This is a genomic window from Candidatus Planktophila sp. (genome assembly GCF_044348745.1).
Taxonomy (GTDB): domain Bacteria; phylum Actinomycetota; class Actinomycetes; order Nanopelagicales; family Nanopelagicaceae; genus Planktophila.
Map to the genome: position 1 here is coordinate 95,551 of NZ_JBIKSG010000055.1, position 25,611 is coordinate 121,161.

Sequence of the window (25,611 nt, forward strand, 5' to 3'; positions counted from 1 at the left end):
TTCATCCCCCTTGTGCGCGAAGAACGCCCTTTGCCCCTGGGGACAAACTGTGTGTAAGTGGGTGGATAAGGGCTAATTCCTGTGCATGTAGCGGTGGATCGAGTGTGGATAAGTGCAGGTGGTTGCCCTCATCTAGGCTAAAACCGCAGGTCAGAGGCGATATCTATACACACAGCCCTGTGGAGGAAAGTATTTCTGAGCATCCCACATTGCGAGATCGCACCAGTTGTTTACCTATCTAGGGCAGAGTTCAACCATGATCGTTGACTACGCACTTTATCGTGAGGCATTCGCTATACCGAACCTTCCAATCTCCCAGAGCTAATTACAAAAGCCAAAACAGAAGGTGGTTTTGTTTGGGTTGGTTTAGCGGAACCAACACAAGAAGAGTTTGAAAAGATCGTTGGAGATTTTCGTTTTCACACTTTATCTATTGAAGATGCAATTTAGGCAAAGCAGCGTCCAAAGCTTGAAGATTACCCAGGTTTGCAATTTTGTGTTCTAAAGACAGTTTTTTACGATGAAGCACGAAGTGAGGTTTCTACAGGTGAAATCTTTTGCTTCGTAGGAGATCACTACATTGTTGTTGTGCGACATGGCGATGGTGCACCGCTTGCCAATACCCGTGCTTATTTAGAAGCCAACCCAGATCACCTTGCCAAGGGACCCTACGCTGTACTGCACGCAATCATTGATCACTGCATTGATTGCTATATAGATGTTGCCGCAGAACTTGAACAAGATGTTATGCAGGTTGAACAGCGAGTATTCAACGGTAATCTAGAAACACAGTCTGAGGATATTTATTTCTTAAAGCGCGAGGTTATCGAGTTTCGTCACGCAATTGATCCTTTGCTATCACCCTTGCAAAAGTTAGCAAGCGAAGGTGCGCCCCACATGGAGCCTTCACTTACTCCATTCTTTCGCGACACATTAGATCATCTGTCGCGCGCCTCTGATGCTGCAGCTGGTTTAGACACTTTATTAACATCTGCTTTACAGGCAGATTTAGCGCATATCCAATTGCAACAAAACATTGACATGCGCAAAATTACTTCTTATGTCGCATTAGCTTCTGTGCCAACAATGGTCGCTGGAATTTATGGCATGAACTTTGATGTGATGCCTGAATTACGTTGGAAATTTGGATACCCAATGGTGCTGACGGGATTGTTAATTGTTACCGGTTTCCTCTATCGCAAGTTCAAGAAAGCTAAATGGCTTTAGTTATCAGCCAACTTTTTCAACTTTAACAACATCTCCAAAATCTCCCGACTCAACAACGGTGATCTTCCAACCGTTAGAGATAACTGATTCGCCTGCCTTTAAGGCGCTATCTGTGTACCACTCGCGATCTAGGCTGCGTAAGGGAGCAATAATCTGCATCGGTGAGCGTTTGTAAGGAACTCGAGTGTCTACTGTGTAGACCAAAACACCTTGATCCTTGGGGGATAGGAAGGAATCCCAGCCATAGCTTCGACGTGACTCAATAGCAATTGCTGTGAAAGTTCCCGTTGGAATGATTAATCCCTTTAATTCGCTATCTCTTTGTTCCAGAGGTCGAATCCAATGCGTACTTGTGCTTGGTTGAGAAATACAGAGAACTTGTTTAGGGGCTAGAACGTTTATGAGGAAGCGACTCCATAACAAAATCTCTGGGACTGTGCTTCCACTTCCCATAACATCGAAAACACCAAGTCCTTCAGGTCGCTGAATATTTGAATTAACTGGATCAACAAAACGCATATCTGTTAGTCCAAGTGCGTGACCGTATTCATGGACCCAGGCAGAGCTATCAGTCTTGGTTACTCCCTTACCTGCCAACATGTAGTTGTAGATTGCGCCTTCACTCGTTGTGAAGGTGTTTTGAGTATCAACAACCCATGTACCTATTTGCTCTTGAGTTGTTGCTAAAGGAAATACAACAACGACTGTTTCAACTTTTGTGAAATCGATTTCTGAGTCATATTGACTAACAACAAAGCGAACAAAATCTGAATATTTTCTACTCTCAAACCCATAGAGGCCGCTAGTAAGTTCATACTCCAACACTTTCTTGGGTAGCTGTTTGTATTGGGAAGGTGTTCTGACCTCAATTTCAGTGCCAACAAAGGATTGATTTTCCCAAAAAGTCTTCATCACTTCTATGGGTTTTTTGTAATCAATACCTGGATTTGTTTCACTTGTAACATCAGAGAAACTGACTGGCAAAATCTGAACTATCGTTTTCTTTGTAAAGTTCACTCTGCCTTGTGGTAACGGAAAACCAACAGTCATGTTTGTTAGGTTTGGGTCACCATCAGGTAAGCGACAGCTTGTTAAATCCTCAAAGGCGGTCGAGCTTGTGAGTTCGGTCAGTGGCTTACTGGTAACTACGGGTGGCTTTACGTAGGGGTTTATCTCTGCATTACCGCTCGGCACGGTTGGTTCGTTGCCCTTTGGCGGAACAGGCGGTGCAATTTCTCCAGTGTCTTGATCAACTGCTCTGCCACCAGGTCTTGGAAAATATCTATCATCGAATTGATTGCACATCAGAACAACCAAGATTTTTTGATCGTTATACCCGACAACATCCCCGGAGTTTCGAATGCATGCCTGACCTTGGACAGCTCTGGTGGGGTCAATCGTCCTGGTGGGGGTGGGGATAGGGGTAACTGTCGGAGTTGCAGTTGGTGTTGGGGTCACAGTTGGTGTCGGTGTTGCACTCGGTGTCGGTGTCACAGTTGGTGTTGGTTTAGGAATTAATACACCCTTATTCCACACAAGTTTCTTGCCGCTTTTAATACATGTGTACTTCTTGCCCATGTAGGTAGAAGTTTGTCCTGCTTTCTTACAGCTTGCACCCGCTTTAACCGCGGCTATTGCATTCATGGGAATCAGGAGCGCGAAGACCACCGTCAGTGCGAGCAGGCTCTTCTTCATGGGCTCAGTGTCGACTCAATTTGCTTGAATTACAACCATATGACTACACAAATCACTCAATAGAAATAAAAAGGCCCGCCACAGAGGTGGCGGGCCTTCTAATTATTGATACTTACTTGTCAGCTACAACGTTTACTGAAACCTTTGCAACCACGTTGTGACCCAAAGTGATCTTCACATCGTGTGTGCCAAGCTTCTTGATGTGGCCCTTAGTAGCGATCGTGTGACGATCGATATCTAGACCAGTTGCAGACTTGATTGCTGAAGCAACATCTTTGTCAGTTACTGAACCAAAGAGTGCGCCCTTTGCGCCAACCTTGACCTTAGTAACTACTGATGCGCCCTCAAGTTTTGCCTTGATTTCCTTTGCATGATCGATATCGCGAACTTCGCGTGCTGAACGCGCGCGACGAATGCTTTCGATCTGCTTTTCTCCACCAAGTGACCAAGCAATTGCGTTTCCGCGTGGCAACAAGAAGTTGCGAGCGAATCCGTCTTTAACAGTTACAACATCTCCTGCAGCGCCTAGGCCTGCAACTTCACGGGTAAGGATTAGTTTCATATCTCTAGTCCCCTTATCGTGCTGAAGATGTGTAAGGAAGTAGTGCTACTTCACGGCTGTTCTTTACCGCTGTTGCGATTGAACGCTGGTGCTGTGTGCAGGCACCTGTAACGCGGCGAGCGCGGATTTTGCCGCGATCAGAAATGTACTTGCGAAGTGTCGCAATATCTTTGTAATCAATAAATGTGACCTTCTGCTGGCAGAAGCTGCAAGGCTTCTTCTTAAACTTCTTGTTTAAGGCTGCAGCTTTTGCATTCTTATTCTTAGGCTCGCGTAGAGCCTTGTTATTTCTTGCTCCCATTATGGTGCTCCTTTTCGGGCCCTAGTTTTCTTTAAAAGCGTTTACTTTTAGAGTGAACTAGGAATGGATGGTTAGTTGGATTTAGAACGGTGGCTCGTCAGTTGTGGATGTTCCCCATCCACCACCTGCTGGCGCAGACGATGATGCTGCTGCCCATGGGTCTTCGTTAAATGAATCCGCTGCAGCTGGTGCAGAGTATCCGCCGCTCGCACCTGCAGAACGCTGGGCCTTAGTGACCTTCGCGGTTGCATTGCGTAGTGATGGACCGACTTCATCTACTTCTACCTCAAAGACGGTGCGCTTTTCGCCCTCTTTAGTTTCATATGAACGTTGCTTAAGACGACCAGAAAGGATGACGCGCATTCCTTTTGTCAGTGACTCTGCAACATTTTCAGCTGCTTGACGCCAGATCTGACACTGAAGGAAAAGGCTCTCGCCATCTTTCCATTCATTAGTTTGCTTATCTAAATAGCGTGGTGTTGATGCAACGCGAAACTTTGCAACGGCCGCACCTGATGGTGTGAAACGAAGCTCTGGATCGTCAACTAAGTTGCCGATCATTGTGATTGTTGTATCTCCTGCTGCCATTTTATTTCCTCATCTCTACTCGTGGAGTCCTAGCATCGTGTTAAAAAAAGATTATGCGTCTAGACGCATTGCCTTTGTGCGTAACACTGATTCGTTCAAATTAAGCTGGCGATCTAATTCCTTAATCGCTGCTGGTTCGCAGTTCATATCAATTACTGCGTAGATACCTTCGCCTTTTTTCTGAATTTCAAAAGACATACGGCGACGGCCCCACAAGTCGAGCTTGTTGACTGTTCCACCTGAGTCTTTGATGATCTTCAAGTATGTTTCTAGGCTTGGTGTGACTGTGCGTTCTTCTAGTTCTGGATCAAGAATGACCATAAGTTCATAATGACGCATGTGTTAACCCGACCTCCTCTGGACTAAGACGGCCACGGTATTTCCGTGACAGGAGGGTTAAATTCTCCGAGAAAGCAAGCTTTAGCGGAGTGCTAAGGGTAGACGGTGGAGGTCTCAAACAGTAAATCCATGAGCCTTCCACGCTTATTTCGCCCCTTCAGGGCCCTCCTGGCCAGGACCACCATGAGGTAGATCGTGCCTGCGATGCGGACCAGGGTCAGGATCGCATACGGGGTTGGTCCAAGACCAAATTTTGCATCAGTAATGGATGCGATGTGTTGCCAGATTGCAACATGATAAATAACTTCCGTTGCTTGCCACAACCAAAAAGCGTGAAGATCTTCTTTGTTTATCAACGCGATGACAGCTAATGGCGTCAACCACAAGACAAACTGTGGTGAATACACCTTGCTAGCCACCATCACAGCTGCCATCACAATAAATGCAACAGAGGCAAGTGTTGGTGTGTGCTTTAACTCAAAGAGAAAAACTGCAATTGAGGTTAGTCCGATAAGTAATAACAAAATTGATAGGTAGTTCAGATTTGTAAGATTGACTCCAAGTTGTTGCAGCGCTAACCAGAATGAACCCCAGTCTGCACCACGCTCAAGATTTAACTTGAAAAAGCGCCACCACCCAGTTGGGGTAGTAAGAGCAAATGGTGCATTAATCGCGAGCCATGTTGCTGCAACTACTCCAACATATTTCACAAGTTCCTTTAATTTTGTATCTCGCCACAAGATAAATGCAATTGGGATGAGTAAAAAGATTGGTAGAAACTTTGTTGAAATCGAAAGCGAAAGAATGAGTGCGCTATGGAGATATTGCTTGCGATCAAACCAATAGATTGCAAGCATCATCGTTGCAATTCCCCATAGGTCCCAGTTGATAAACAGGGATGCAATCATTGCAGGTGCTATTGCTGATAGGTATGCAAACTCAGGTCGAATTTTTCTAACAACGATCACTGTTGCAAGAAACAATAAAACTAAAAAGAAGATGTTTACATTAAAGTATGAAGCAGGGGATTTTGCTGCAAAACTTGTTGCATACATAACCATTGCTGTGATGACTGGGTACTCGACGCTATTCTCATCGCTTGCAAATGGCCAAGTATTTGTATCTAAACCACGGCTTACATACAGGGCAGATAAATCGCTATAACAAGCGTGAATGTATTGATCTGGCGTTGCCCAGCCAGTGTTTTCGCAATGGCTAAACTTTGCAAATGAAATCAGTGAGGCAAATAGTGCAAGAGCAACAAGTGTTCTAACTTTCATCAAGGTTTCGGCTTTTGCTTTCCACCAGATGTCATTACAACCGGATCAAGACCACCGATATTTGATGGTGCTGGGAAATCCATAATTGGTTCGCCCTTTAACGCGCCTTTCATGAATTGAGTCCAAATACGTGCCGGGAACGAACCACCGGTTACAGATGTCATTCCACCAATACCGTTGAGTGATTGAGTTGCATTGTCACGGAAGAGGGCAACAGATGCTGCAATTTGCGGGGTGTATGCACTAAACCAAGCAGATGCATTTGATTGAGATGTTCCAGTCTTACCAGCTACAGGGCGTCCGAGTGCAAGTGCAGCAGCACCGGTTCCACCAGTAATTGTTCCTTTGAGCGCATACGTTAAATCAGCCATTACATCTTTACTAAACACTTCTTGGGTTTGAGGTGTTGCTTCATACAAAACACCTTTATTACTTCCAAGCACTTGGCTCACAAGGAATGGTTTTGACTTAATGCCTTGCGCAGCAAAGGTTGCATATGCGTTTGCCACGTCGATGACATGGGGGCTCGAAGTTCCTAAAACAATCGAAGGTGTTGGCATCATTGCAACACTCTCTGGAATTCCTGCTCGCCGTGCTACATCTACTACAGCTGCTGGACCAACTTTGATTCCAAGTGGGACGAAAATTGTGTTGACAGAATGCTTTGTTGCATAGAGCAGATCTATTTGTCCCCAGCCTTCGTTTCCATAATTGGAAACTTCATATGGTTTTCCAGCATCATCAAATGTTTGTGGTGAATCACCATTCCACATTGAAGTCAGAGGGATTCCTTGTTCGAGCCCTGCAACGAGAGCAAAGGGTTTAAAGGTTGAACCAGCCTGGGTAATTGACTGAGTTCCATCATTTAGTTGGCGCTCTAAATAGTCTCGGCCGCCATACATAGCAAGGATTTCGCCAGTGCCAGGGCGGATAGCAACTAAACCAATTCGAAGATCATCGGGTGCTTTGGAAGGGTAAAACTTATTGACTGCATCGACAGCAGATTGCTGTGCTTTTTGATCAAGGGTTGTCTTAATTACTAACCCACCAACAAGTAATTGATCTTGGCTAAATCCAAGTTTTGCTAACTCTTTCTGAACCGCTTCAATGATGTGACCTTTAGGCCCACTCAGTTGACCAGATGTTGCACGCGGCAAAATCGTTGGTAACTTCATTTTTGCTGCTTCTTCTTTTGTTAGCCAGCCAGCTTCAATCATGTTGTTCTTTACATACTCAAAACGGTTAGCTAAGCGCTCAGCATTACCCTCTTTAAAGGCTGGGTCATACAAACCAGGCGAGCGCAAAATAGATGCGATAACAGCTGCTTGTGCATTTGTTAATTGATCAACATCGCGATTGAAGTACTGCTGTGAAGCTGTCATAACTCCATATGAACCGCGACCAAAGTAAATAGTGTTCAAGTAACTTTCAAAGATTTGATCTTTTGATAATTGGTTTTCTAGTTTGATTGCAATGACAAGTTCTTTGATCTTTCGCTGAATCGTTCGGCTAGGAGTTAAGAAGGCTGTCTTTGCATACTGCTGAGTGATTGTTGATCCACCCTGGAGCGCACCACCTCGTAAATTGTTTACGACTGCGCGCAAGATTCCTGTAATTGAAAAAGCTTTATTTGAGTAAAAACCACGATCCTCTGCTGCCAGTACTGCGTGACGAACATTGAGTGGAATCTTTGCAAGTGGAACGATTTGCCGGTTTTGTGTTCCAACGCGGCCTATCTCTTCGCCATTGGAGTATTGAATAATCGTTGCTTGGCTATTTACATACGCGTTGGCATCAGGGATATCAACGGTGAAATATGCCAGTGCGAACAAGACTGAGCCTGCTACAAATCCAAAGCCGCCTAGAAAGACAGCTCCTCGAATCAGTAATTTACGGGCCATTTGCCAATGCTATCCCTTGGCGTAATCCTCATCCTCCAAGGTGCGAACTTTGCGCGGGGCTTTTCGTTCAATACCGTCACCTAATATGTATGAGGCGCACAGGTGATTCCATGAACAGTTCTTGCAGACTTCAACGATGTATACGGTGAACTCTCCAAATTCTCGCTCCATCGCGATCAACTCTTTAGGAGTCTTAATGCGACCTGAGTATTGGCCTAGTTGCTCACCAAAGGTGTAGCGCAATTCAACAAGCTCTTCCTTTTTACAGACTGGACAGTTTCGCGAAACTTTGTCGCCATGCCATTTAGCAGCACGCATTAGGTATGGATCAGCGTCGCAGGCATCAACGACTCCACGAAATAGAGCCATCAGTGTGGCCCTCTTATCGAGTGAATAGTCGATGAACCCTCGTTGCGATTTCATTAAGAGGAAGAATAATCCCAATTAGACAGATACGCTCTTTCTCATGAGCTTTGTTGGGTTAATTAGGCACCCTCGACTTTCTCGTCTACTTGCAGTTAGGTGGACCAGCGGTGCAACTGATGGCGTTTTTCAAAGCGCTCTTGCATCTTTTGTTTTGTTCTCACCTGAACGCCAAGCAAATGCTTTAAGTGCGGCAATTGGTTTTGCAGTTGTCTTGTTGCCTTATTCCATAGTTGGTCCTTTTGTGGGGACAATTTTGGACCGTGTTTCCAGACAACGCGCGCTCTTTTTCTCAAACCTGGCACGTAGCGCAAACTTATTGTTGGTTGCATTCCTAATCTTTGGTGGAACTACCGGCGTTGAACTCACAATTGTCGTACTGATCGTCTTTGGTATTAACCGATTAATTCTTGCCGCATTATCTGCTGGGCTTCCATTGTTAGTAGATGCGAAATCACTCATTACTGCAAATGCGATCGCTGTTACTGGTGGTTCTGTTTTTGTTGTGATCGGCGGAGGTATTGGGGTTGGAATTCGCGCACTCATCGATGATGCTGCCATTGCTGATCATGCTGATGCACTACTTGTCCTGCTTGCCTCTGCAGGGTATCTCATCGCCGCAATGCTTACAGTTCGGTTGAAAAAGTATGAAATAGGTCCTCTTAAGCACGAAAAAGAAACAGCTTCTTTTGTGCAAGGTTTTAGGGACATGCAGGAAGGTTTCAATTATTTGCGGGGGCACCTTGATGCATCGCGCGGAATCATTGCTACCGCTGTTCAACGTGGTGGTTTAACCGCACTTACATTGACTGCATTGTTACTTGAGCGCAACACATTTAATGATCCTACAAAACCAGAAGATGGACTACAGGGTTTTGGTATTGCTCTCACGATTGCAGGGCTTGGTCTTTTCTTAGGTGCTTTCCTAGCACCATATGGTGTTGGGCGATTTGGAAGACATCGCTGGATTAAGTTCGCGATGCTAGCTTGCGCTGTTTCGCCACTTATTCTTGCGGTTTCGCAAAATGAAATTGGATTATGTGTAACAGCTTTTCTTACTGCGTTTTTTGGGCAGAACATCAAGGTCACTAATGATGCACTGGTGCAATCAAAGATTGATGATTACCATCGTGGTCGAGTATTTGCTGTTTATGATGTTGTTGTAAATGGCGCAATTGTTAGTGGTGGATTGTTGGCGGCCCTGTTGCTTCCTACTTCAGGTCTGTCGCGTGTTGTCCCATTAGCAGTATCAGCTGCCTACTTGTTTATTGCCTTTGTAGTGCTTCGACCAGCAAAGTTTTACGCTACCTCTTAGCCCACCATTCAAGAAGTGCTTTTGTTGCCGCTTCACTACCAATAGGTCCTTGCTCAAGTCTGAGTTCTAAAAGAAAGTCCATTGCTTGTCCAACTTCGCGTGAAGGTTTTAAGTTAAGCAACTCCATGACTTGCGCACCATCTAGATCTGGGCGAATTTTTGATAACTCTTCCTGCTCCATGAGAACTTCAATGCGAGCTTCTAAAGAATCATATGTTGCAGCTAGACGGGCTGCCTTTGTTTTGTTACGAGTAGTGCAATCGGCGCGAGTTAAAACGTGTAAATGGGTAATAAATTCACCGGCATCTCTTACATAACGGCGCACCGCAGAATCAGTCCATTCACCCTCTCCATAACCATGGAAACGAAGGTGCAAAGTTGTTAATAACTCCACTGCATCGATGGTGTCATTATCAAAGCGCAAAGCCTGTAACCGCTTTTTTGCTAGACGAGCTCCGACTACTTCATGATGATGGAAAGAAACCCCACCTCCTTCAATGAAGGCACGAGTTTTTGGTTTACCAATATCGTGTAATAGAGCGGCAAGTCTAATTACAAGGTTTGGTCCACCTAAGCGATCTTCATGTTCAATAGCTTGTTCTAAAACAGTAATTGAGTGCTCGTACACATCTTTATGGTGATGATGCTCATCAACTTCAAGGCGCAACTTTGGAATCTCAGGAAGTACTAGCTCTGCAAGACCTGTATCTACCAAGATAGTTATTCCGGTGCGTGGGTTGTTTGACATTAAAATCTTCGTAAATTCATCGCGAACTCTTTCGGCAGAGATAATGCTAATTCGATGAGCTAGATCTTTCATCGATTCAACAACCTCTGGTGCAACATCAAAACCTAGCTGAGAAGCAAATCGAGCAGCACGCATCATTCTTAAAGGATCATCATTAAATGAATCACTAGGTTTACCTGATGTGCGCAAAACTTTTGCAGCTAAATCTTGCAAGCCATTAAATGGATCAATGAACTCTGGTTTTTCTCCAGTGAGCTCTAGTGCCATTGAATTAACAGTGAAATCGCGGCGCGATAAATCACCTTCGATTGAATCACCGTATTCAACCTCTGGTTTACGTGAATCGTGATCATAACTTTCAGTTCGGTATGTAGTTACTTCTACTGTTGTGTCACCACGTTTTCCTGCAACTGTTCCAAAAGCAATTCCTGTATCCCAAATATTTTCAGCCCACTCTTGTAAAATCTTTTTTGTTTCTAATGGGTGTGCATTTGTTGTGAAATCTAAATCATTTCCAAGCCGACCTAAAATTGCATCACGCACAGGTCCGCCCACCAACGCCAAGGTAAACCCCTTGGCCTTAAAGGCTTGGGCTAAGGAGCTTGCAAGCGGTGCTCGTTCAATTAATGAACGGATCGCTAACTCTCCTGCGGCGCCTAATGCTGTACTCACAATAAGTAAGGTTAAAGCACTACCCTTACTCCATGATCCCGGCACCTGGTGCGGGCAGCGAAGATACGAAGAAAAAGCGGAAGCGCAAGCGCTCCGGTAATCGCGGCCCACAACCTCAGACTCAAAACTCTGCTCAAAAGAGCGCTCAATCGACGCGACCTGATTCAAAACGACCGTATGCAAAACGTGTTGATGAGGTCAGCGCTGGTGGCTTAGTTATTGATGCGACAGGCACCATGGGTTTACTCATTGGTCGTTACGACCATAAAGATGCCAGCGGTAAACGCGTTTTATGGTCTCTGCCTAAAGGACATATCGAAGAAGGTGAAACTCCAGAGCAAGCTGCTATTCGTGAGGTCGCAGAAGAAACTGGAATTACCTCCTCAATTACTAAATCTTTAGGTGTTATTGATTTTTGGTTTATGGCCGGTGGAAAGCGAATTCACAAAACTGTTCATCATTTTATGTTTACTGAAGTCGGTGGAGTTTTACTGGCTCAAGAAAGTGAAGTAGATGAGGTGTCTTGGTTTCCATTGTCCGAGATTGTTGAACGCTTGGCATATCCGGATGAAAAGAAGTTGATCGCAAGAAGTGCTGAGTTGCCAGAATGAAAAAGTTAATTGTGTTTTTCACATTTGTTTTGATCTTGCTGCCACTATCTCCTGCGCAATCGGCTGATTCGATTGTGCGAATTACATCAATGGCTCATCAGACCTATACAGGTGAATTTAGAAACGATGATCTGGCACAAGAGCTAACACCATCTGGAGCGTTAGGACTTCTTGTCTATACACCTCGGGTTGCTAACACAACATGGGTCATTGACGCAGCCCTCGTTGATGAAGTTATTGCGATGACTGGAGATTATGTTTTAGCAAATGATGCTGCACCAATTGGGAAGGAAATTGCTACTGCTTGGTTAGAGCAGTTACGACAAATTACTACCGGTCAACAAGTAGTTGCGTTGGCATATGGAAATCCAGATGTCTCACTGACAAAACGTCTAGCACCGAGTGAGTTAAAAAAGTATTACGCAATTGGCAAATCACAACTAGAGGCTGCACTTGGTAGGACCGTCCGCAGTGAACCCAATGGTGGGTGGAGCACAGGTAAAGCTGTTCTAACTAACGCACAAAGAACGGCCTACACCGAGAACCGGAAGGCTTTAACAAAACTTTCCAAAGCGGTGGAAGATCCTGAATTGAACTCTATGCGAGCTCAGCTTTCAAAGCTTTTATCCCCGGGGTTAGATAAAGACTCACGTGATTTTTTCTCTTATAGCGCTGATGCTGCCGTTGCTGAGATGCTTAACAAACTTCGCATTAATAGTGGCCGATATCAGATAACCACATCCAACGTTAAGTTACCTGTGACGGTCATAAATGAGTTTGATACTGACATCACAGTTAATGTTTTAATGATTCCAAATAACTCACGTGTGATCGTCAATAGTTTTGAAAATATAACTATCCCCGCTCAATCAAAGAGACAGCTAGAGGTCATTGTTGAGGTAGTAGCGCCAGGCCAAACAGCTGTGACCGCCTTGATAACAGATGCGGAAGGTAATGAGTTTGTACCTGCAGCAACACTCAATCTAAATTCAACGGTTATTGACCCTCGTGTCACTTGGTTTACTACTGGAGCGGCCATACTTCTACTACTAGCAGGTGCGGCACAAAGCATCCGTCGAGTGCGAAGGAGGGTCACATGAAATCGAATGAACTCTTCCGTGCCTCCGGGATTATGGCTTTAGGCACGATAATTTCTCGTGTCACAGGATTTATTCGCGGAATTTTAATTGTTGCTGTTTTAGGAACAGCATTGCTTGCTGATACTTACAACGTTGCCAACACAATGCCTAACATTTTGTATAACCTACTTGTTGGTGGCGCTCTAACTGCGATCTTTATCCCGCAACTAGTGCGATCCTTTGAACATGACGATGGTGGGGATGACTTTGCCTCGCGCTTAATTACAACTATTTCTCTTATTCTTCTGGTGCTTGTTTCACTTGGAATGTTTTTTGCGCCAGCGCTTGTGCGTTTGTATGCGCCTGAATTTTTCACAGTTGGTTTTGAAACTGAGCAAGAAATCGCAATAGCTTTCACTCGTTACTGTTTGCCGCAAATTTTCTTTCTTGGTTTGTTCACCATGCTGGGCCAGGTTGCTAATGCACGTGGTTCATTTGGACCCTTAATGTGGGCTCCGATCGCAAATAACCTCGTTGGAATCCTGTTATTTGGTGGGTTTTTACTCTTTTCACCTGGCATTGATATCTCAACCATTACCTCAAGCCAGGTTGCTCTGTTGGGATGGGGAACCACATTGAGTGTTGTTGTCCAAGCCTTGGTATTGGTTCCTGTAATTAGAAAGCTTGGTATCTCTATCAAACCCAAACTTGGTGTTTCCGGTTTAGGTAAGTCTTTTAATTTAGCTGGTTGGACATTGGTTTATGTCTTGATTTCACAACTTGGATATTTAGTAACAGTCAATGTTGCAACTTCAGCCGCTGTCCGTAGCGCGCAAGATGGTGTTGAGACCGGTGTTGGTTACACGCCTTATACATTCGCCTATTTTGTTATGTTGCTTCCTTATTCGATCATTACTATTTCAATTGTTACGGCAATTTTGCCTCACATCTCAAAACTGGCGTTAGATGGCAAGCGTGAAGAGGTAAAGGCTCAACTGGTAAGAGCGATCCGGTTAGTTGGTGTGATTACAGTTCCAAGTGCGGTTGCATTCTTACTCTTTGGCCCACTTATTACCGAAAGTATTTTTATTGGTATTTCTACTGAAGATTCTCGATACATTGGCTATGTTTTATCAGCTCTTAGTTTTGGTTTAGTTGCTTTTTCAATTAACTTAATTCTGATTCGTGGTTTCAATGCATTTGAAGACACCAGAACACAAGTTATTTCGATTTTAGTGATAAATGTTTTCTCTGTTGCTATGTCTTACTTCTTTTTGTATTTTATAAAGAATCAATGGGTAACTGTTGGTTTGGGTGTCGCATTTTCTGTTAGTTATTTAATTGGATTATTGGTCACACTTGCATTGTTGAAAAAGCATGTTGGAAAACTAGCTTTAACAGAGTTTTTAGGACAGCACACTCGCTTATTGATTGCCTCACTCCTTGCGATGGTGCCATTATTTATCTTGACTCAATACATTTCCTGGCTTGAGATAGATTTCTCCCGTGCTGGCCGTGCTGGTGAACTTCTTGTTGTGATGGTTGTCGCATTCTTTGGATACATACTGAGCGCTAAAGCCCTTGGCGTTGAAGAGATCTCAATGATTCGCCATTTAGGTAGTTCAATTAGCCGTCGTGCAGCAAAAACAGAAGAAAACGATTAGATTTCAGGGTCTAGGGGGCGCCATGAGTGAAGTTAGAAATGTTGTAATTGTTGGGTCAGGTCCAGCTGGATATACCGCAGCAATTTATGCCGCGCGTGCACAGTTAGATCCAGTTATTTATGAAGGCTCTGTCACTGCAGGTGGTGCGCTCATGAACACAACAGAAGTAGAGAATTTTCCTGGCTTCACAGATGGTGTGATGGGTCCAGATTTGATGGACAACATGCGCAAGCAAGCTAAGCGCTTCGGTGCTGAATTGATCACAGATGACATTGTCGAAATGGATCTGTCTGGTGACATTAAAGTTTTGAAAGATGGCTCAGGAAATACAGTTAAAGCAAAATCTGTCATTCTTGCGACAGGAAGTGCGTACCGCGAAATTGGTTTAGTTAATGAAAAGCGTTTATCTGGTCATGGAGTTTCTTGGTGCGCAACCTGTGATGGTTTCTTTTTCCGTGGACAAACAATTGCAGTTGTAGGTGGGGGAGATAGTGCAGTTGAAGAAGCTACCTTCCTTACCCGCTTTGCAGACAAAGTAGTTTTGATTCACCGCCGCGGCGAACTTCGGGCATCAAAAATTATGGCTGAGCGTGCAAAAAATAATCCAAAAATAGAATTCTTATGGAATACAGAAGTAATTGATGTCCTTGGTGCTGACAAGGTTGAAGCGCTAAAACTTCGCAACACCATTGATGGCACTGAATCAGAGCGCGCGTTTACTGGATTGTTTGTGGCAATCGGACATATTCCACGCAGTGAGTTAATTGCTGGTCAAATAACTTTAGACAATGAAGGTTATGTGGTGTGTGAGGGTCGCTCGACTCGAACAAATCTCAAAGGTGTCTTCGCGTGCGGTGATTTAGTCGATCACACATACAGACAAGCAATTACAGCAGCAGGTTCTGGATGTGCTGCTGCCCTGGATGCTGAAAAATTCTTAGCCCACTAGTAATCTTTAACTAACAAACAAATAAGGAGTAATACGATGGCTACAAGCAAGGTAACAACAGCAACCTTTGATGCAGAGGTTCTTAAGAGCACAACCCCTGTTTTAGTTGATTTTTGGGCTGAATGGTGTGGTCCATGCCGTGCTGTTGGACCAATCCTTGAAGAGATTTCAGATGAGTATGGTTCAAAGATTAAGATCGTAAAACTCAACACCGATGAAGAGTCAGCAATTGCTATTAAGTATGGAATTACCTCAATTCCTTCCATGTATGTTTTTGTTAACGGTGAAGTTGTGAAGCAAATTGTTGGTGCTAAGCCAAAGCCAGCACTATTGAAAGATCTAGAAAGCTTCCTCGTATAAATCGATGTCAGATTTAACCGAGTCGGAGATCCGCTCATTTCAACAAGCCCGTGGCCTTGATGTCACGGGTTTTGTTGATGCGGTGACCGCTCGCGCTCTAGAAGAAGCACGATGGAAACTCGGCGATCGTTCTTTGTATGTGCAAGAACATCCTTTAATGCACGGTGATGATGTTGCGGCATTGCAAGCTCGATTAACTGAGATGGGTTTTGATTGTGGTCGTGTTGATGGCATTTATGGGCCACGGACTGAAATGGCTGTTAAAGATTTCCAGAAATCTGTTGGTGTAACAATTGATGGTAAGTGTGGTCCTGCCACAATTATTGCTCTGATTCGTTTAACAAAGATTGTTTCCGGGGGAGTGCCTTCAACGCTGCGCCAAAACGCAATGCAGCAAAGTCGTGGTCCGGCTCTTGCCAATAAAGTTATTGTGTTAAACCCAGATGGTGATAATCAACTTGTTTACGATGTTGCAGTTCGCACAGAGGGTCGTCTGCTTGCATTAGGTGCATCTGTTTTCTTAACACGTGGTGCAACAAATAATCCAAGTGAACAAGAGCGAATTGCCTTTAGTAATAAAAGTAGCGCCGATTTAATGATTTCCTTAAATGTTGATTCATATGAGAATGAAAAAGCACATGGGGCAGCTACATATTTCTATGGTAGTGATGCCCATGGTGTTCACTCAATTGTTGGTGAACGATTTGCTTCCTTGGTGCAACGAGAAATTTGTGCTCGTACCGATTTAACAAATTGTCGCACCCATGCAAAAACATGGGATTTGCTGCGTATGACCATGGCACCAACTGTTCGAATTGATTTGGGGTATTTAAGTAACCCTGGCGATTTGGGCCGCCTTTCCCGCCCAGATTTTCGCGATGTGATTGCTGAAGCTTTAGTTATAGCGATTCAACGTCTTTATTTAGCCGCAGAAGATGATGCAAAAACTGGGACTTTGCGTATTTCCGATCTACGTAATGCTGGTATTCGTCGCTAAATAACACTCAAGCATTCCCTTGGGTATGACAGACTTAGACCATGTCGGAGATAACGCAACGCTACTCAACAGGTGCGCCTCAAAATCTTGAAGAAAGGTTTGCATCCAGAGCTGCACATATGAAACCAAGTGAGATCCGTTCTCTCTTTGCTGTTGCCTCCCGTCCAGAAATTGTTTCTCTTGCAGGTGGAATGCCAAATCTCTCAGCACTTCCTATGGGGATGATGGCTGATGTTGTAAACAATCTCATTCGAAATAATGGACAAGAGGCCTTGCAATACGGAAATGGTCAAGGACACCCAAAGCTTCGTGAACAGATCTGTGAGGTGATGGCACTAGAAGGTATTCGCGGTAATCCTGATGATGTTTTGATTACTACAGGATCACAACAAGCTTTAGACCTTATTTCACGCATCTTTTTAGATCCAAAGGATGTTGTGTTGGCTGAGGCGCCTTCTTATGTTGGAGCACTAGGAACTTTTCATCAGTACGAAGCATCTGTAGTTCATGTTGAAACAGATGACAACGGTTTGGTTCCATCTGCCTTACAAGAAGCCATTAAATCTGTGCGCGCAAGTGGCCGTAAGATTAAATTTTTATACACAATCCCTAATTATCAAAACCCAAGCGGTGTTTTATTGCCAGCAGCTCGTCGCACTGAAATTCTCAACATTTGTCGTGAAGCAGGTATTTTTGTTGTTGAAGACAATCCATATGGGTTATTGGGATTTGATAAGCCTTCACCGAATGCAATGCGTGCTGAAGATTCTGAAAATGTTATTTATTTGGGCTCGTTTTCAAAGACAATCGCACCTGGATTACGTGTGGGTTGGGCGCTATTGCCACCTTCACTGAAGGAAAAGTTGGTTATCGCCAGTGAATCTTCGATTTTGTGTCCTTCTAACTTCACTCAATTAACAATCTCGAGTTATTTAGCTGATCAACCATGGCGTGATCAGATCGCATCTTTTTGCGAGCTATATAAGGTCCGCCGTGATGCAATGCTGGAATCACTTGACGAACATTTCCCAGCAACTGCGCAATGGACAAAGCCTGGCGGTGGTTTTTACGTGTGGGTCACCCTGCCACCAGAAATCGATACAACAGCGATGATGCCAAAAGCGATTGTTGCAAAGGTTGCATATGTTCCAGGTACAGCCTTTTATGCAGATGGATTTGGTTCATGGTCTTTGCGTTTGTCTTATTGCTACCCAACACCTGAACGAATTCGTGAAGGCGTTAAAGCACTTGGTGGAGTTATTAAGCAAGAGATGGCAAGCCGAAAAGGATTTGAATTAAAGGGTTAGTTTTCTAGTGCTTTTGTAATTCGCTTCAAATCTTCTGCCCCAGCAAATTCAATAACAATAGTTCCTTTTTTCGCGCTGCCTTGAATTGAAACCCTCGTATCTAGCGCATCACCAATACGTTCTGCGATCTCCTGTAGTTCAGGAGTTGCTGACTTTGTCTGTTTAGGTTTTTTAGTCGATTGCCCTTTAGTTGCTCCAGCGGAAATGATTTCCTCTATTGCGCGGACAGATAAACCTTCACTCACTATTCGCGCCGCTAATTTTTCAATTGTTGCAGCATCGCTCAACCCCAACAAAGCACGGGCATGACCTGCAGATAAAACTCCTGATGCTAATTTTTGCTGCACAGATGTTGGCAAATTCATTAAACGTATTGTGTTTGAAATTAGTGGACGTGATCGTCCAAGTTTTTGCGCCAACTCTTCATGTGTGCAATTAAAATCTGTGAGAAGTTGTGAGTAGGCACCTGCTTCTTCAAGGGCATTTAGTTGGCTGCGATGAATATTTTCAATTAACGCTTCACGCAAAAGTTCATTATCTGGTGTTTGTCTAATAATCACCGGAATCGTCTTTAATCCAGCAGCTTTAGCCGCACGGAAGCGGCGCTCTCCCATGATTAACTCGTATTTACCTGGAGTTGTTTGGCGCACAACCGGTGGTTGCAATATTCCAATTTCTTTTATTGATGCAATTAACTCTTCAAGTGCAACAGGATCAAAATGTGTGCGAGGTTGACGTGGATTGGGAGAAATAGAATTGATAGCAACTTCGTTTTGTTGTCCAACTTCTTTATCGCCAACAGTCAATGAGGTTGGGATTAATGCATCAAGATTAGTTCCAAGTCCACCGCGACGTGCCATTAAGCGATCTCACCTTCACGTTTGTAGTTTATTGAAACAACATTTGAATCAAATGGTTTACCGCGCTCTGCTAATTCTCTAGCAACAGACATGTATGCAACTGCACCCGGTGAAACAGGATCATATGTCATTACTGTTTGTTTAAATCCAGGTGCTTCTGATACTCGCACAGTGCGTGGAATAGGAATATCAATAAGTTCGTTTGGATAATGTTTTCTAATTTCATTTGCAACATCATTTGCAAGATTTGTATTGTTAAACATTGTTAAAACAAGTGTTGAAAGTTTTAAAGTTGGATTTAAACGTTTTTTGACTAACTCAAATGTTTTTAATAGTTGTGATAATCCTTCAAGTGAATAGTACTCACATTGAATTGGGATTAATACTTCTTTAGCTGAGGTGAATGCGTTGATGGTTAACAATCCGAGTGAAGGTGGACAATCAATAAAAATGTAATCAATTGTTTCTCCTATTGCTGCGCGATCTGCAACTAACTCTTCAATTGCTTCCTTTAATCGCATTTCACGGGCAACCATAGGAACAAGTTCAATTTCTGCTTGTGCTAAAGATGTATTTGAAGAAACACATTCAAGTGAAGGAAAGCCTGCGACTTTTTGAATTACTTGTGACATTGTTGAGTCGCCCATCAACACTTCATAAATACCTGCATTATCAACATGCTCAACACCTAAGGCGGTGGATGCATTTCCTTGTGGATCAAGATCAATGACAATTACCTTGAGGCCACCCATAGACAAGGCTGCGGCAAGGTTGACGGTTGTGGTTGTTTTTCCAACCCCGCCTTTTTGGTTAGCTACTGTAAGGATGCGCAGGGAGGCGGGTTTAGGCATCGCCTCTTTCAGGCGGCGGGTGCCGACTACCTTTTTTGTTTCACGTGAATCATCCACGTGGGTAGTTAAGCACCTTTTCTAACCTCGACTATACGGCTGAGCTCAATTCCCTCAAGATTTACCTCGTGGAGGGTCGCTTTTGGCACAGATTTCATCTCTTCTTGGGCTTTTTCGCCCTTCATGGCCAGTAATGAACCATTGGTTTTTAAAAGGTGCCAACTGATCTTCTTCAACTTCTCCAAAGGGGCAACGGCGCGGGCGGTCACATAGTGGGCGGTTGCCTTAACATCCTGAGAGCGGCCACGGATTACCTCGATATCAAGCCCAATGACCGCCTCTTGGAGGAACTCCACGCGGCGCTCTAGGGGTTCAATCAGGGTTACCTTTAGATCTGGCCGGGCTAGAGCGATCACAATGCCAGGCAATCCCGCCCCAGAACCAATATCAAAGACGGTGGCACCTTCTGTGAAAAGGGTGGTGATAGGCAGGCAGTTAAAGATATGACGCTCCCAGATGCGGTCAGCCTCTCGGGGGCCGATTAATCCACGCTCAATTCCAGCTGTTTCTAGGAATTTTGCATAGGCGTGAACCCGCTCAACATCGGGAAAATGCCTCGCGATGAGGGTTTCACGTGAAACCTCCACAGAGTTACGCTGGGTAGATAACTACGAAGCGGTTTGGATCTTCACCGTCGGATTCGCTAGTTAGCCCAAGATCTTGGATTGTGTCATGGATAATTTTACGCTCAAAGGCGTTCATTGGCTTCAATTTGATGGAGTTGCCGGTTGTTTTGGCCTCTTCAGCCATGTCTTCGGCTAACTTCTTGAGTTCTTTACGACGTCCAGCGCGGAATCCATCAATATCAAGCATTAAACGGCTGCGATCACCAGTTGAGGTTTGTACTGCAAGACGTGTGAGCTCTTGAATTGCATCTAGAACCTCACCGTCGCGGCCCACAAGGTGGTTGAGTTTGCCACCAACGATTGCAAGGGCGGCACGGTCGTTTTCAACATCGATATCGATGTCGCCATCAAGATCTGCGATGTCTAGTAGCGCCTCAAGGTAGTCAGCGGCGATATCGCCTTCTTCTTCCAGTCTGGCCACACCTTTAGGTGTTTTCTTGGTCTCAACCGCTTCTGCGCCTTCAACCACTACTGTCTCTTCAACTTTACTTTTTGCCATGATGCCCCCTTTGTCGGGATTGTAGTAATAAGTCCGTTTTGTCTACTTCTTCTTTTTCTTCTTTTTTGGCTGTTGGCGCTGACCTTTTTCCTCGGTTGTGCCTTCAGAACTCTTTGGCTCTTCGCTCTCTACGACGCCGTTCTTCTTATTGCGCTTTCTTTGAAGCTCTTCATATGCAGGAGATCCTGGTGTTGGGTTTCGTTTAATGACATAGAACTGTTGACCCCATGTCCACAAGTTTGTTGTTGACCAATAAATCAATACACCAACTGGAAAGTTAACGCCAGTGATAGCAAAAATAACTGGGAATGCATACAACATAATTTTTTGTTGTTGCAACATCATGTTGTTGGATGAATCCATTTTTGGCATTCCCTTTGTCATTAACTGACGCTGGGTTGTAAAAGTTGTTAATGACATGAATGCAATTAAAATTATTGTGACAATTTTTACGGTTGTTATATCTGAACCTAAAAACTTTTCTGCAATTGGTGCCCCAAAAAACTTAGCTTGTCCGGCGCTCTCTAGGTAATCACCTTTCATAAACCCGCGCGCTATTGGTGCAGGATCACCATTTTTGTCTTCTGCAGCAATTCCATTGAGCACTGTAAACAAGGCAAAGAAGATCGGTGCTTGGGCAAGGATTGGAAAACATGAGGCAAGAGGGTTTGTTTTGTGCTCTTTGTAGAGCTTCATCATCTCTTCAGATTGCTTTTGGCGATCATCTTTGTACTTTTTTTGAATCTCCTTCATGTGTGGTTGAAGGGCTGTTAGAGCTCGTTGAGATTTAATTTGCTTCACAAAGAGTGGAATTAAAATAATACGAATAATGATTACAAGACCCATGATTGCCAGTGACCATGTAACACCACTGTTTGTGCCAAAGAGTGGAGACAATAAATTATGGATTGTGATAATCACCCAAGAAACAGCGATATATAAGGGGTTTAGGATGCTATCCATTAATAACTACCTTCTCTTTCGGAACTACATAGTCCACACCGCCGTGTGACCATGGATTGCAACGCAATAAACGCCAAGCGCTCATTGCAATACCTTTAACACCGTAGGTTTCAATTGCTGTCACAGCATATGAAGAACATGACGGGTAATACTTACAACGTGGCCCAAACATTGGCGAGATCCATTTTTGATACACCTTGATAGGTGCGGTCAATATGTGTCTCACTTTTGGTTAGCCTTCTCAGCAAACTTTTTTAGAAGTTGGCCGACAATTTTTTTCACTTCTTCTGCAGCATCTGCATCGTTTGCGGTGTTCAGAGCTCTAATCACCAATAGACCACCGGTTGGAAGTTGTGGGTAGATCTCACGGAAAGCGTGACGAGCTTTGCGTGCAATTTTGTGACGGGTTACCGAGCCACCAACATTTTTACTGATAATCAATCCTGCGCGAGCAGGTTGATCTAAATTGGTTGGGTAGAGATATCCGACAAAGTTTTGGGTTGAAAATCTCAAACCACTCTTTGTTGCGCGCGCGAAATCCGCGCTCTCGGTAAGGCGTGCGCTTTTTGCAAGCACGGGTATCTGTTATGAACCCTTATGCAGAAAGCTTGGCGCGTCCCTTGCCGCGACGAGCAGCAAGTACTGCACGGCCAGCACGGGTTGCCATACGGGCACGGAAACCGTGCTTCTTGGCACGACGGCGTGTGTTTGGTTGGAAGGTGCGCTTTGTCATTGAAAAACTCCTAATAATGAACTTCTACTGCGGGCCAGAAATACGGGGGAAGCAAGGAGGTAACGGTAGAGGTCTGGGGATAAGCGGGTCAAACTGGCCGCTGCCTCCTTGGGGGTAACTCCAGATTGTGGATAACCAGTTGCTTTTTTTGCCAATTCGCTCTACTTTTCACTCCCCCTCCACAGGTATTGGATCTTTTGAGGGTTTTACAGGGCTCAACCTGGGGTTTAGACCACAGGTTGTGGATAACCCTGTGGATGAGTTTTTTGAGGAATTGAGGCCAGGGTGAGCGTTAAAGAGGTTGAGCTAACCACCCTTTGGGGGCGGGTTATTGAGGAAGTTGCCGTGAACGCCCCTCAACACCGAGCGTTTTTACAGTTAACAAAACCTTTAGGTCTACTTCAAAACGATGATCAAACAACTTTATTGGTTGCTGCTCCTAATCTTTTTGCGAAAGATGTTTTAGAGAGTCGCCTTCGCACAATTGTTAGCGAAGTTTTAACCCGCGAGCTTGGATCGACTACAAATATTGCTGTCACAGTGGATGAAGCTCTTGAAGTTGTTACTACACCAACCCAAGATGTTGAAGTTGAATTTGTTGCTCCAAAATCTGGCACTGGTCGAGATGACGCACCTGTTTCTAAATCTACAGACACATCAACATTAAACCCTCGTTATATTTTTGAGACTTTTGTGATCGGTGCTTCTAACCGTTTCGCACATGCAGCAGCTGTTGCAGTTGCTGAAGCACCTGCCAAGGCATACAACCCGTTGTTTATTTATGGTGAGTCTGGATTAGGTAAGACTCACTTGTTACATGCTATTGGTGCTTACGCGCAGGAATTGTATGGAAATGTGCGTGTTAAGTATGTTTCATCAGAAGAATTCACAAATGATTTTATTAACTCGATTCGTGATGACAAAGCATCGGCTTTTCAACGTCGTTACCGCGATCTTGATATTTTATTGGTTGATGATATTCAGTTCTTAGAAAACAAAGAGCGAACACAAGAAGAGTTCTTCCACACTTTTAATACTTTGTATAACGCAAACAAACAGATTGTTATCTCAAGTGACCGGCCACCAAAACAGTTAACAACATTGGAAGATCGACTACGTTCACGTTTTGAGTGGGGTTTGATTACAGACATTCAACCACCTGAATTAGAAACCCGTATTGCAATTCTTCGTAAAAAAGCAGCTCAAGATAAATTGAATGCTCCAGATGATGTTCTTGAATATATTGCGAGCAAGATTTCGACAAATATTCGTGAGTTGGAAGGTGCATTAATTCGCGTTACAGCTTTTGCATCTCTTAATCGCCAGAGTGTGGATTTATCGCTGGCTGAAATTGTTTTAAAGGATTTAATCCCTAATGAGAGCAACCCAGAAATCACTGGTGCAACCATCATGGCTCAAACCGCCGCCTACTTTAGTTTGACGATTGATGATTTGTGTGGGACGTCGCGTTCTCGGGTTTTGGTTAACGCCAGACAGATTGCGATGTATTTATGTCGAGAGCTCACGGAGCTCTCATTGCCGAAGATCGGCCAAACATTTGGCGGGCGCGACCACACAACGGTTATGCACGCTGATAGAAAAATCCGTCAATTGATGGCTGAGCGCCGTTCGATCTATAACCAGGTCAATGAGCTCACCACCAGAATTAAGCAGCAAACTAGATAGTTCATGGTTGATTTGGGCTTTATGTCCGAATTGCCACTCTTTACCCCCAGTTGGGGACAAGTTGTGGATAACTGTGGAGAATTAGGACAATACCGTGGATAACCTCGGTGGATTAACTAGAGAGAAGGGTGTGGGGGCTATGAGGCAAAGTTATACCCAGATCTTTCCACTGGTTATAAACAAGTTATACAAAACAAATTCCTGTGTTGAGCAGGGGTTTTATAACTTACCCACAGAAAAAACCTCTAGTTACTACGACTATCTATATATACATACATCCAGTTACGCGAATAACCTTTCCACACAAACAACACAATATAAGAATCTGAAGAGTCGGGGATAGAAATGAAATTTACAGTCGAGCAGTCAGCGTTAACCGATGGGGTTAACTGGGTATCACGCTCTCTATCAACTCGTCCTATCAAAACTGAGCTTCTCGGCATTGTTATCGACGCAACCACTAACGAGGTTTTTTTATCAGCTTCAGATCTAGAGACCGCTAGCAAAGCACACTTTGTTGCTGAGGTTAAAGAGCCAGGGAAAGTCTTAGTTCCAGGAAAGTTATTAGCTGAGATCTCTCGCTCCCTGCCAAACAAACCAATTACTTTTGTTTTGGAAGGAACACGTGTTTTGGTTACTTGTGGTGGCGCAAAGTTCACACTTCCAACATTGTCGGTTGATGAATACCCAAACCTTCCAGAGCTGCCGGATTCAACAGGAACAGTTGCAAGTGACACCTTCGCAACCGCAGTTGCACAAGTTGCAATAGCAGCAGGCCGCGATGATTCACTACCAACCCTTACAGGTGTGCATGTTGAGATTAATGAAGACATAGTTACTTTTGCAGCCACCGATCGCTACCGCTTAGCTGTTCGTGAAATTCAATGGACACCAACATCACCCAACACATCAACATCTGCTTTGCTGCGTGCTCGCACAATCGCAGATGCTGCTAAATCACTCACAGGGTCAAAAAACGTTTCACTCTCATTTGCACCAAACACAAGCAATGATCGTTTAACGGGGTTTGCAGGCGACGGAAAAACCATGACATCTCGCATGTTAGATGGAACTTTCCCACCATATCGACACTTACTCCCACAAGAAGTTACAACAACAGCACTTATTGAAGTTGCAACACTTCTAGATTCCGTGCGCCGTGTTGCACTTGTGACAGATAAAACTGTTCCACTTCGCCTAGATTTTGCAAACAACACCTTGTCTTTAGAAGCAGGTGCCGGTGAAGAAGCACAAGCAACCGAAGCTATTGAAATCCTTTTAACCGGTGAAGCGATCTCTATTGCATTCAACCCAACTT

At 44.2% G+C, this 25,611-nt stretch carries 28 protein-coding genes; 11 read left to right on the forward strand and 17 right to left on the reverse strand.

Annotated features, from left to right (window positions below; all coding sequences use genetic code 11):
- Positions 1–486 precede the first annotated feature (486 nt).
- Complete coding sequence (locus tag AC9UH7_RS06605; protein WP_509596422.1) at positions 487–1,227, forward strand: magnesium and cobalt transport protein CorA; 741 nt, start codon at positions 487–489, stop codon at positions 1,225–1,227.
- 3 nt (positions 1,228–1,230) lie between these two features.
- On the opposite strand, the gene AC9UH7_RS06610 is transcribed toward AC9UH7_RS06605, so the two are convergent.
- The 8 genes from AC9UH7_RS06610 to AC9UH7_RS06645 form a co-directional block, all read right to left on the reverse strand.
- Positions 1,231–2,922 (reverse strand): metallopeptidase domain-containing protein, encoded by a 1,692-nt coding sequence (locus AC9UH7_RS06610; RefSeq protein ID WP_509596424.1) that lies wholly within the window; start codon positions 2,920–2,922, stop codon positions 1,231–1,233.
- 112 nt (positions 2,923–3,034) lie between these two features.
- Positions 3,035–3,484 (reverse strand): 50S ribosomal protein L9, encoded by a 450-nt coding sequence (gene rplI / locus AC9UH7_RS06615; protein ID WP_509596425.1) that lies wholly within the window; start codon positions 3,482–3,484, stop codon positions 3,035–3,037.
- Positions 3,485–3,497: 13 nt separating this feature from the next.
- Positions 3,498–3,785 carry a 30S ribosomal protein S18 gene (gene rpsR / locus AC9UH7_RS06620; protein ID WP_445822043.1) on the reverse strand — a complete coding sequence of 96 codons (288 nt, stop codon included), beginning with the start codon at positions 3,783–3,785 and terminating at the stop codon, positions 3,498–3,500.
- 81 nt (positions 3,786–3,866) lie between these two features.
- On the reverse strand, positions 3,867–4,373 hold the full coding sequence (locus AC9UH7_RS06625; protein WP_509596427.1) for a single-stranded DNA-binding protein: 507 nt from the start codon (positions 4,371–4,373) through the stop codon (positions 3,867–3,869).
- A 51-nt stretch (positions 4,374–4,424) separates the two neighbouring features.
- The gene (gene rpsF / locus AC9UH7_RS06630; RefSeq protein WP_445822045.1) at positions 4,425–4,712 is read right to left on the reverse strand and encodes a 30S ribosomal protein S6; all 288 of its coding nucleotides are present in this window, start codon (positions 4,710–4,712) and stop codon (positions 4,425–4,427) included.
- Between the two features lie 92 nt (positions 4,713–4,804).
- Positions 4,805–5,992, reverse strand: coding sequence for a glycosyltransferase family 87 protein (locus AC9UH7_RS06635; protein WP_509596428.1), 1,188 nt, complete (start codon positions 5,990–5,992; stop codon positions 4,805–4,807).
- The gene (locus AC9UH7_RS06640; RefSeq protein WP_509596429.1) at positions 5,992–7,893 is read right to left on the reverse strand and encodes a transglycosylase domain-containing protein; all 1,902 of its coding nucleotides are present in this window, start codon (positions 7,891–7,893) and stop codon (positions 5,992–5,994) included. The genes AC9UH7_RS06635 and AC9UH7_RS06640 overlap by 1 nt, the downstream gene beginning before the upstream one ends.
- Positions 7,894–7,902: 9 nt before the next feature.
- Entirely contained in the window at positions 7,903–8,316 is a 414-nt protein-coding gene (locus tag AC9UH7_RS06645) for a DUF5318 family protein (RefSeq protein WP_509596430.1), read from the reverse strand.
- 43 nt (positions 8,317–8,359) lie between these two features.
- Between AC9UH7_RS06645 and AC9UH7_RS06650 the strand changes: the two genes are divergently transcribed.
- Positions 8,360–9,631: an MFS transporter gene (locus AC9UH7_RS06650; protein ID WP_509596431.1), complete on the forward strand. Its 1,272-nt coding sequence runs from the start codon at positions 8,360–8,362 to the stop codon at positions 9,629–9,631.
- On the opposite strand, the gene AC9UH7_RS06655 is transcribed toward AC9UH7_RS06650, so the two are convergent.
- Positions 9,621–11,051, reverse strand: a complete 1,431-nt coding sequence (locus AC9UH7_RS06655) for a CCA tRNA nucleotidyltransferase (RefSeq protein ID WP_509596433.1) — start codon at positions 11,049–11,051, stop codon at positions 9,621–9,623. The two genes, AC9UH7_RS06650 and AC9UH7_RS06655, sit on opposite strands and share 11 nt — an antisense overlap.
- Before the next feature lie 32 nt (positions 11,052–11,083).
- Between AC9UH7_RS06655 and AC9UH7_RS06660 the strand changes: the two genes are divergently transcribed.
- From AC9UH7_RS06660 to AC9UH7_RS06690, 7 genes are read left to right on the forward strand one after another with little or no spacing between them, the layout of a single operon-like run.
- Entirely contained in the window at positions 11,084–11,662 is a 579-nt protein-coding gene (locus AC9UH7_RS06660) for an NUDIX hydrolase (protein ID WP_509596435.1), read from the forward strand.
- Entirely contained in the window at positions 11,659–12,762 is a 1,104-nt protein-coding gene (locus AC9UH7_RS06665; protein ID WP_509596437.1) for a DUF6049 family protein, read from the forward strand. The genes AC9UH7_RS06660 and AC9UH7_RS06665 overlap by 4 nt, the downstream gene beginning before the upstream one ends.
- On the forward strand, positions 12,759–14,405 hold the full coding sequence (murJ, locus tag AC9UH7_RS06670) for a murein biosynthesis integral membrane protein MurJ (protein WP_509596439.1): 1,647 nt from the start codon (positions 12,759–12,761) through the stop codon (positions 14,403–14,405). The genes AC9UH7_RS06665 and murJ overlap by 4 nt, the downstream gene beginning before the upstream one ends.
- 22 nt (positions 14,406–14,427) lie before the next feature.
- Positions 14,428–15,354, forward strand: coding sequence for a thioredoxin-disulfide reductase (trxB, locus tag AC9UH7_RS06675; RefSeq protein ID WP_509596441.1), 927 nt, complete (start codon positions 14,428–14,430; stop codon positions 15,352–15,354).
- A gap of 36 nt (positions 15,355–15,390) precedes the next feature.
- A complete protein-coding gene (gene trxA / locus AC9UH7_RS06680; protein WP_509596443.1) occupies positions 15,391–15,714 on the forward strand; it encodes a thioredoxin in 324 nt (107 codons plus the stop codon).
- Positions 15,715–15,718: 4 nt separating this feature from the next.
- Entirely contained in the window at positions 15,719–16,711 is a 993-nt protein-coding gene (locus tag AC9UH7_RS06685) for an N-acetylmuramoyl-L-alanine amidase (RefSeq protein WP_509596445.1), read from the forward strand.
- A gap of 41 nt (positions 16,712–16,752) precedes the next feature.
- Positions 16,753–18,018 carry an aminotransferase-like domain-containing protein gene (locus tag AC9UH7_RS06690; protein ID WP_509596447.1) on the forward strand — a complete coding sequence of 422 codons (1,266 nt, stop codon included), beginning with the start codon at positions 16,753–16,755 and terminating at the stop codon, positions 18,016–18,018.
- On the opposite strand, the gene AC9UH7_RS06695 is transcribed toward AC9UH7_RS06690, so the two are convergent.
- The 8 genes from AC9UH7_RS06695 to rpmH are packed head-to-tail and all read right to left on the reverse strand — an operon-like array spanning position 18,015 to position 22,607.
- The gene (locus tag AC9UH7_RS06695; RefSeq protein WP_509596449.1) at positions 18,015–18,878 is read right to left on the reverse strand and encodes a ParB/RepB/Spo0J family partition protein; all 864 of its coding nucleotides are present in this window, start codon (positions 18,876–18,878) and stop codon (positions 18,015–18,017) included. The two genes, AC9UH7_RS06690 and AC9UH7_RS06695, sit on opposite strands and share 4 nt — an antisense overlap.
- A complete protein-coding gene (locus AC9UH7_RS06700; RefSeq protein WP_509596451.1) occupies positions 18,878–19,786 on the reverse strand; it encodes a ParA family protein in 909 nt (302 codons plus the stop codon). The genes AC9UH7_RS06695 and AC9UH7_RS06700 overlap by 1 nt, the downstream gene beginning before the upstream one ends.
- A gap of 8 nt (positions 19,787–19,794) precedes the next feature.
- Complete coding sequence (rsmG, locus tag AC9UH7_RS06705; RefSeq protein ID WP_509596453.1) at positions 19,795–20,373, reverse strand: 16S rRNA (guanine(527)-N(7))-methyltransferase RsmG; 579 nt, start codon at positions 20,371–20,373, stop codon at positions 19,795–19,797.
- Positions 20,374–20,377: 4 nt separating this feature from the next.
- Complete coding sequence (locus AC9UH7_RS06710) at positions 20,378–20,911, reverse strand: Jag family protein (protein WP_509596454.1); 534 nt, start codon at positions 20,909–20,911, stop codon at positions 20,378–20,380.
- Between the two features lie 42 nt (positions 20,912–20,953).
- Positions 20,954–21,874: a membrane protein insertase YidC gene (gene yidC, locus AC9UH7_RS06715; protein WP_509596456.1), complete on the reverse strand. Its 921-nt coding sequence runs from the start codon at positions 21,872–21,874 to the stop codon at positions 20,954–20,956.
- The gene (yidD, locus tag AC9UH7_RS06720) at positions 21,867–22,100 is read right to left on the reverse strand and encodes a membrane protein insertion efficiency factor YidD (protein WP_509596458.1); all 234 of its coding nucleotides are present in this window, start codon (positions 22,098–22,100) and stop codon (positions 21,867–21,869) included. Before yidD ends, yidC begins: the two co-directional genes overlap by 8 nt.
- Complete coding sequence (rnpA, locus tag AC9UH7_RS06725; protein ID WP_509596460.1) at positions 22,097–22,450, reverse strand: ribonuclease P protein component; 354 nt, start codon at positions 22,448–22,450, stop codon at positions 22,097–22,099. Before rnpA ends, yidD begins: the two co-directional genes overlap by 4 nt.
- Positions 22,451–22,469: 19 nt before the next feature.
- The gene (rpmH, locus tag AC9UH7_RS06730; RefSeq protein WP_509537799.1) at positions 22,470–22,607 is read right to left on the reverse strand and encodes a 50S ribosomal protein L34; all 138 of its coding nucleotides are present in this window, start codon (positions 22,605–22,607) and stop codon (positions 22,470–22,472) included.
- A 285-nt stretch (positions 22,608–22,892) separates the two neighbouring features.
- Here rpmH and dnaA point away from each other — a divergent pair, with 285 nt between their 5' ends.
- Both dnaA and dnaN read left to right on the forward strand, forming a co-directional pair.
- A complete protein-coding gene (dnaA, locus tag AC9UH7_RS06735; protein ID WP_509596462.1) occupies positions 22,893–24,293 on the forward strand; it encodes a chromosomal replication initiator protein DnaA in 1,401 nt (466 codons plus the stop codon).
- A gap of 345 nt (positions 24,294–24,638) precedes the next feature.
- Positions 24,639–25,611: DNA polymerase III subunit beta (gene dnaN / locus AC9UH7_RS06740; protein ID WP_509596463.1), on the forward strand; the 973-nt coding region annotated here is incomplete at its 3' end.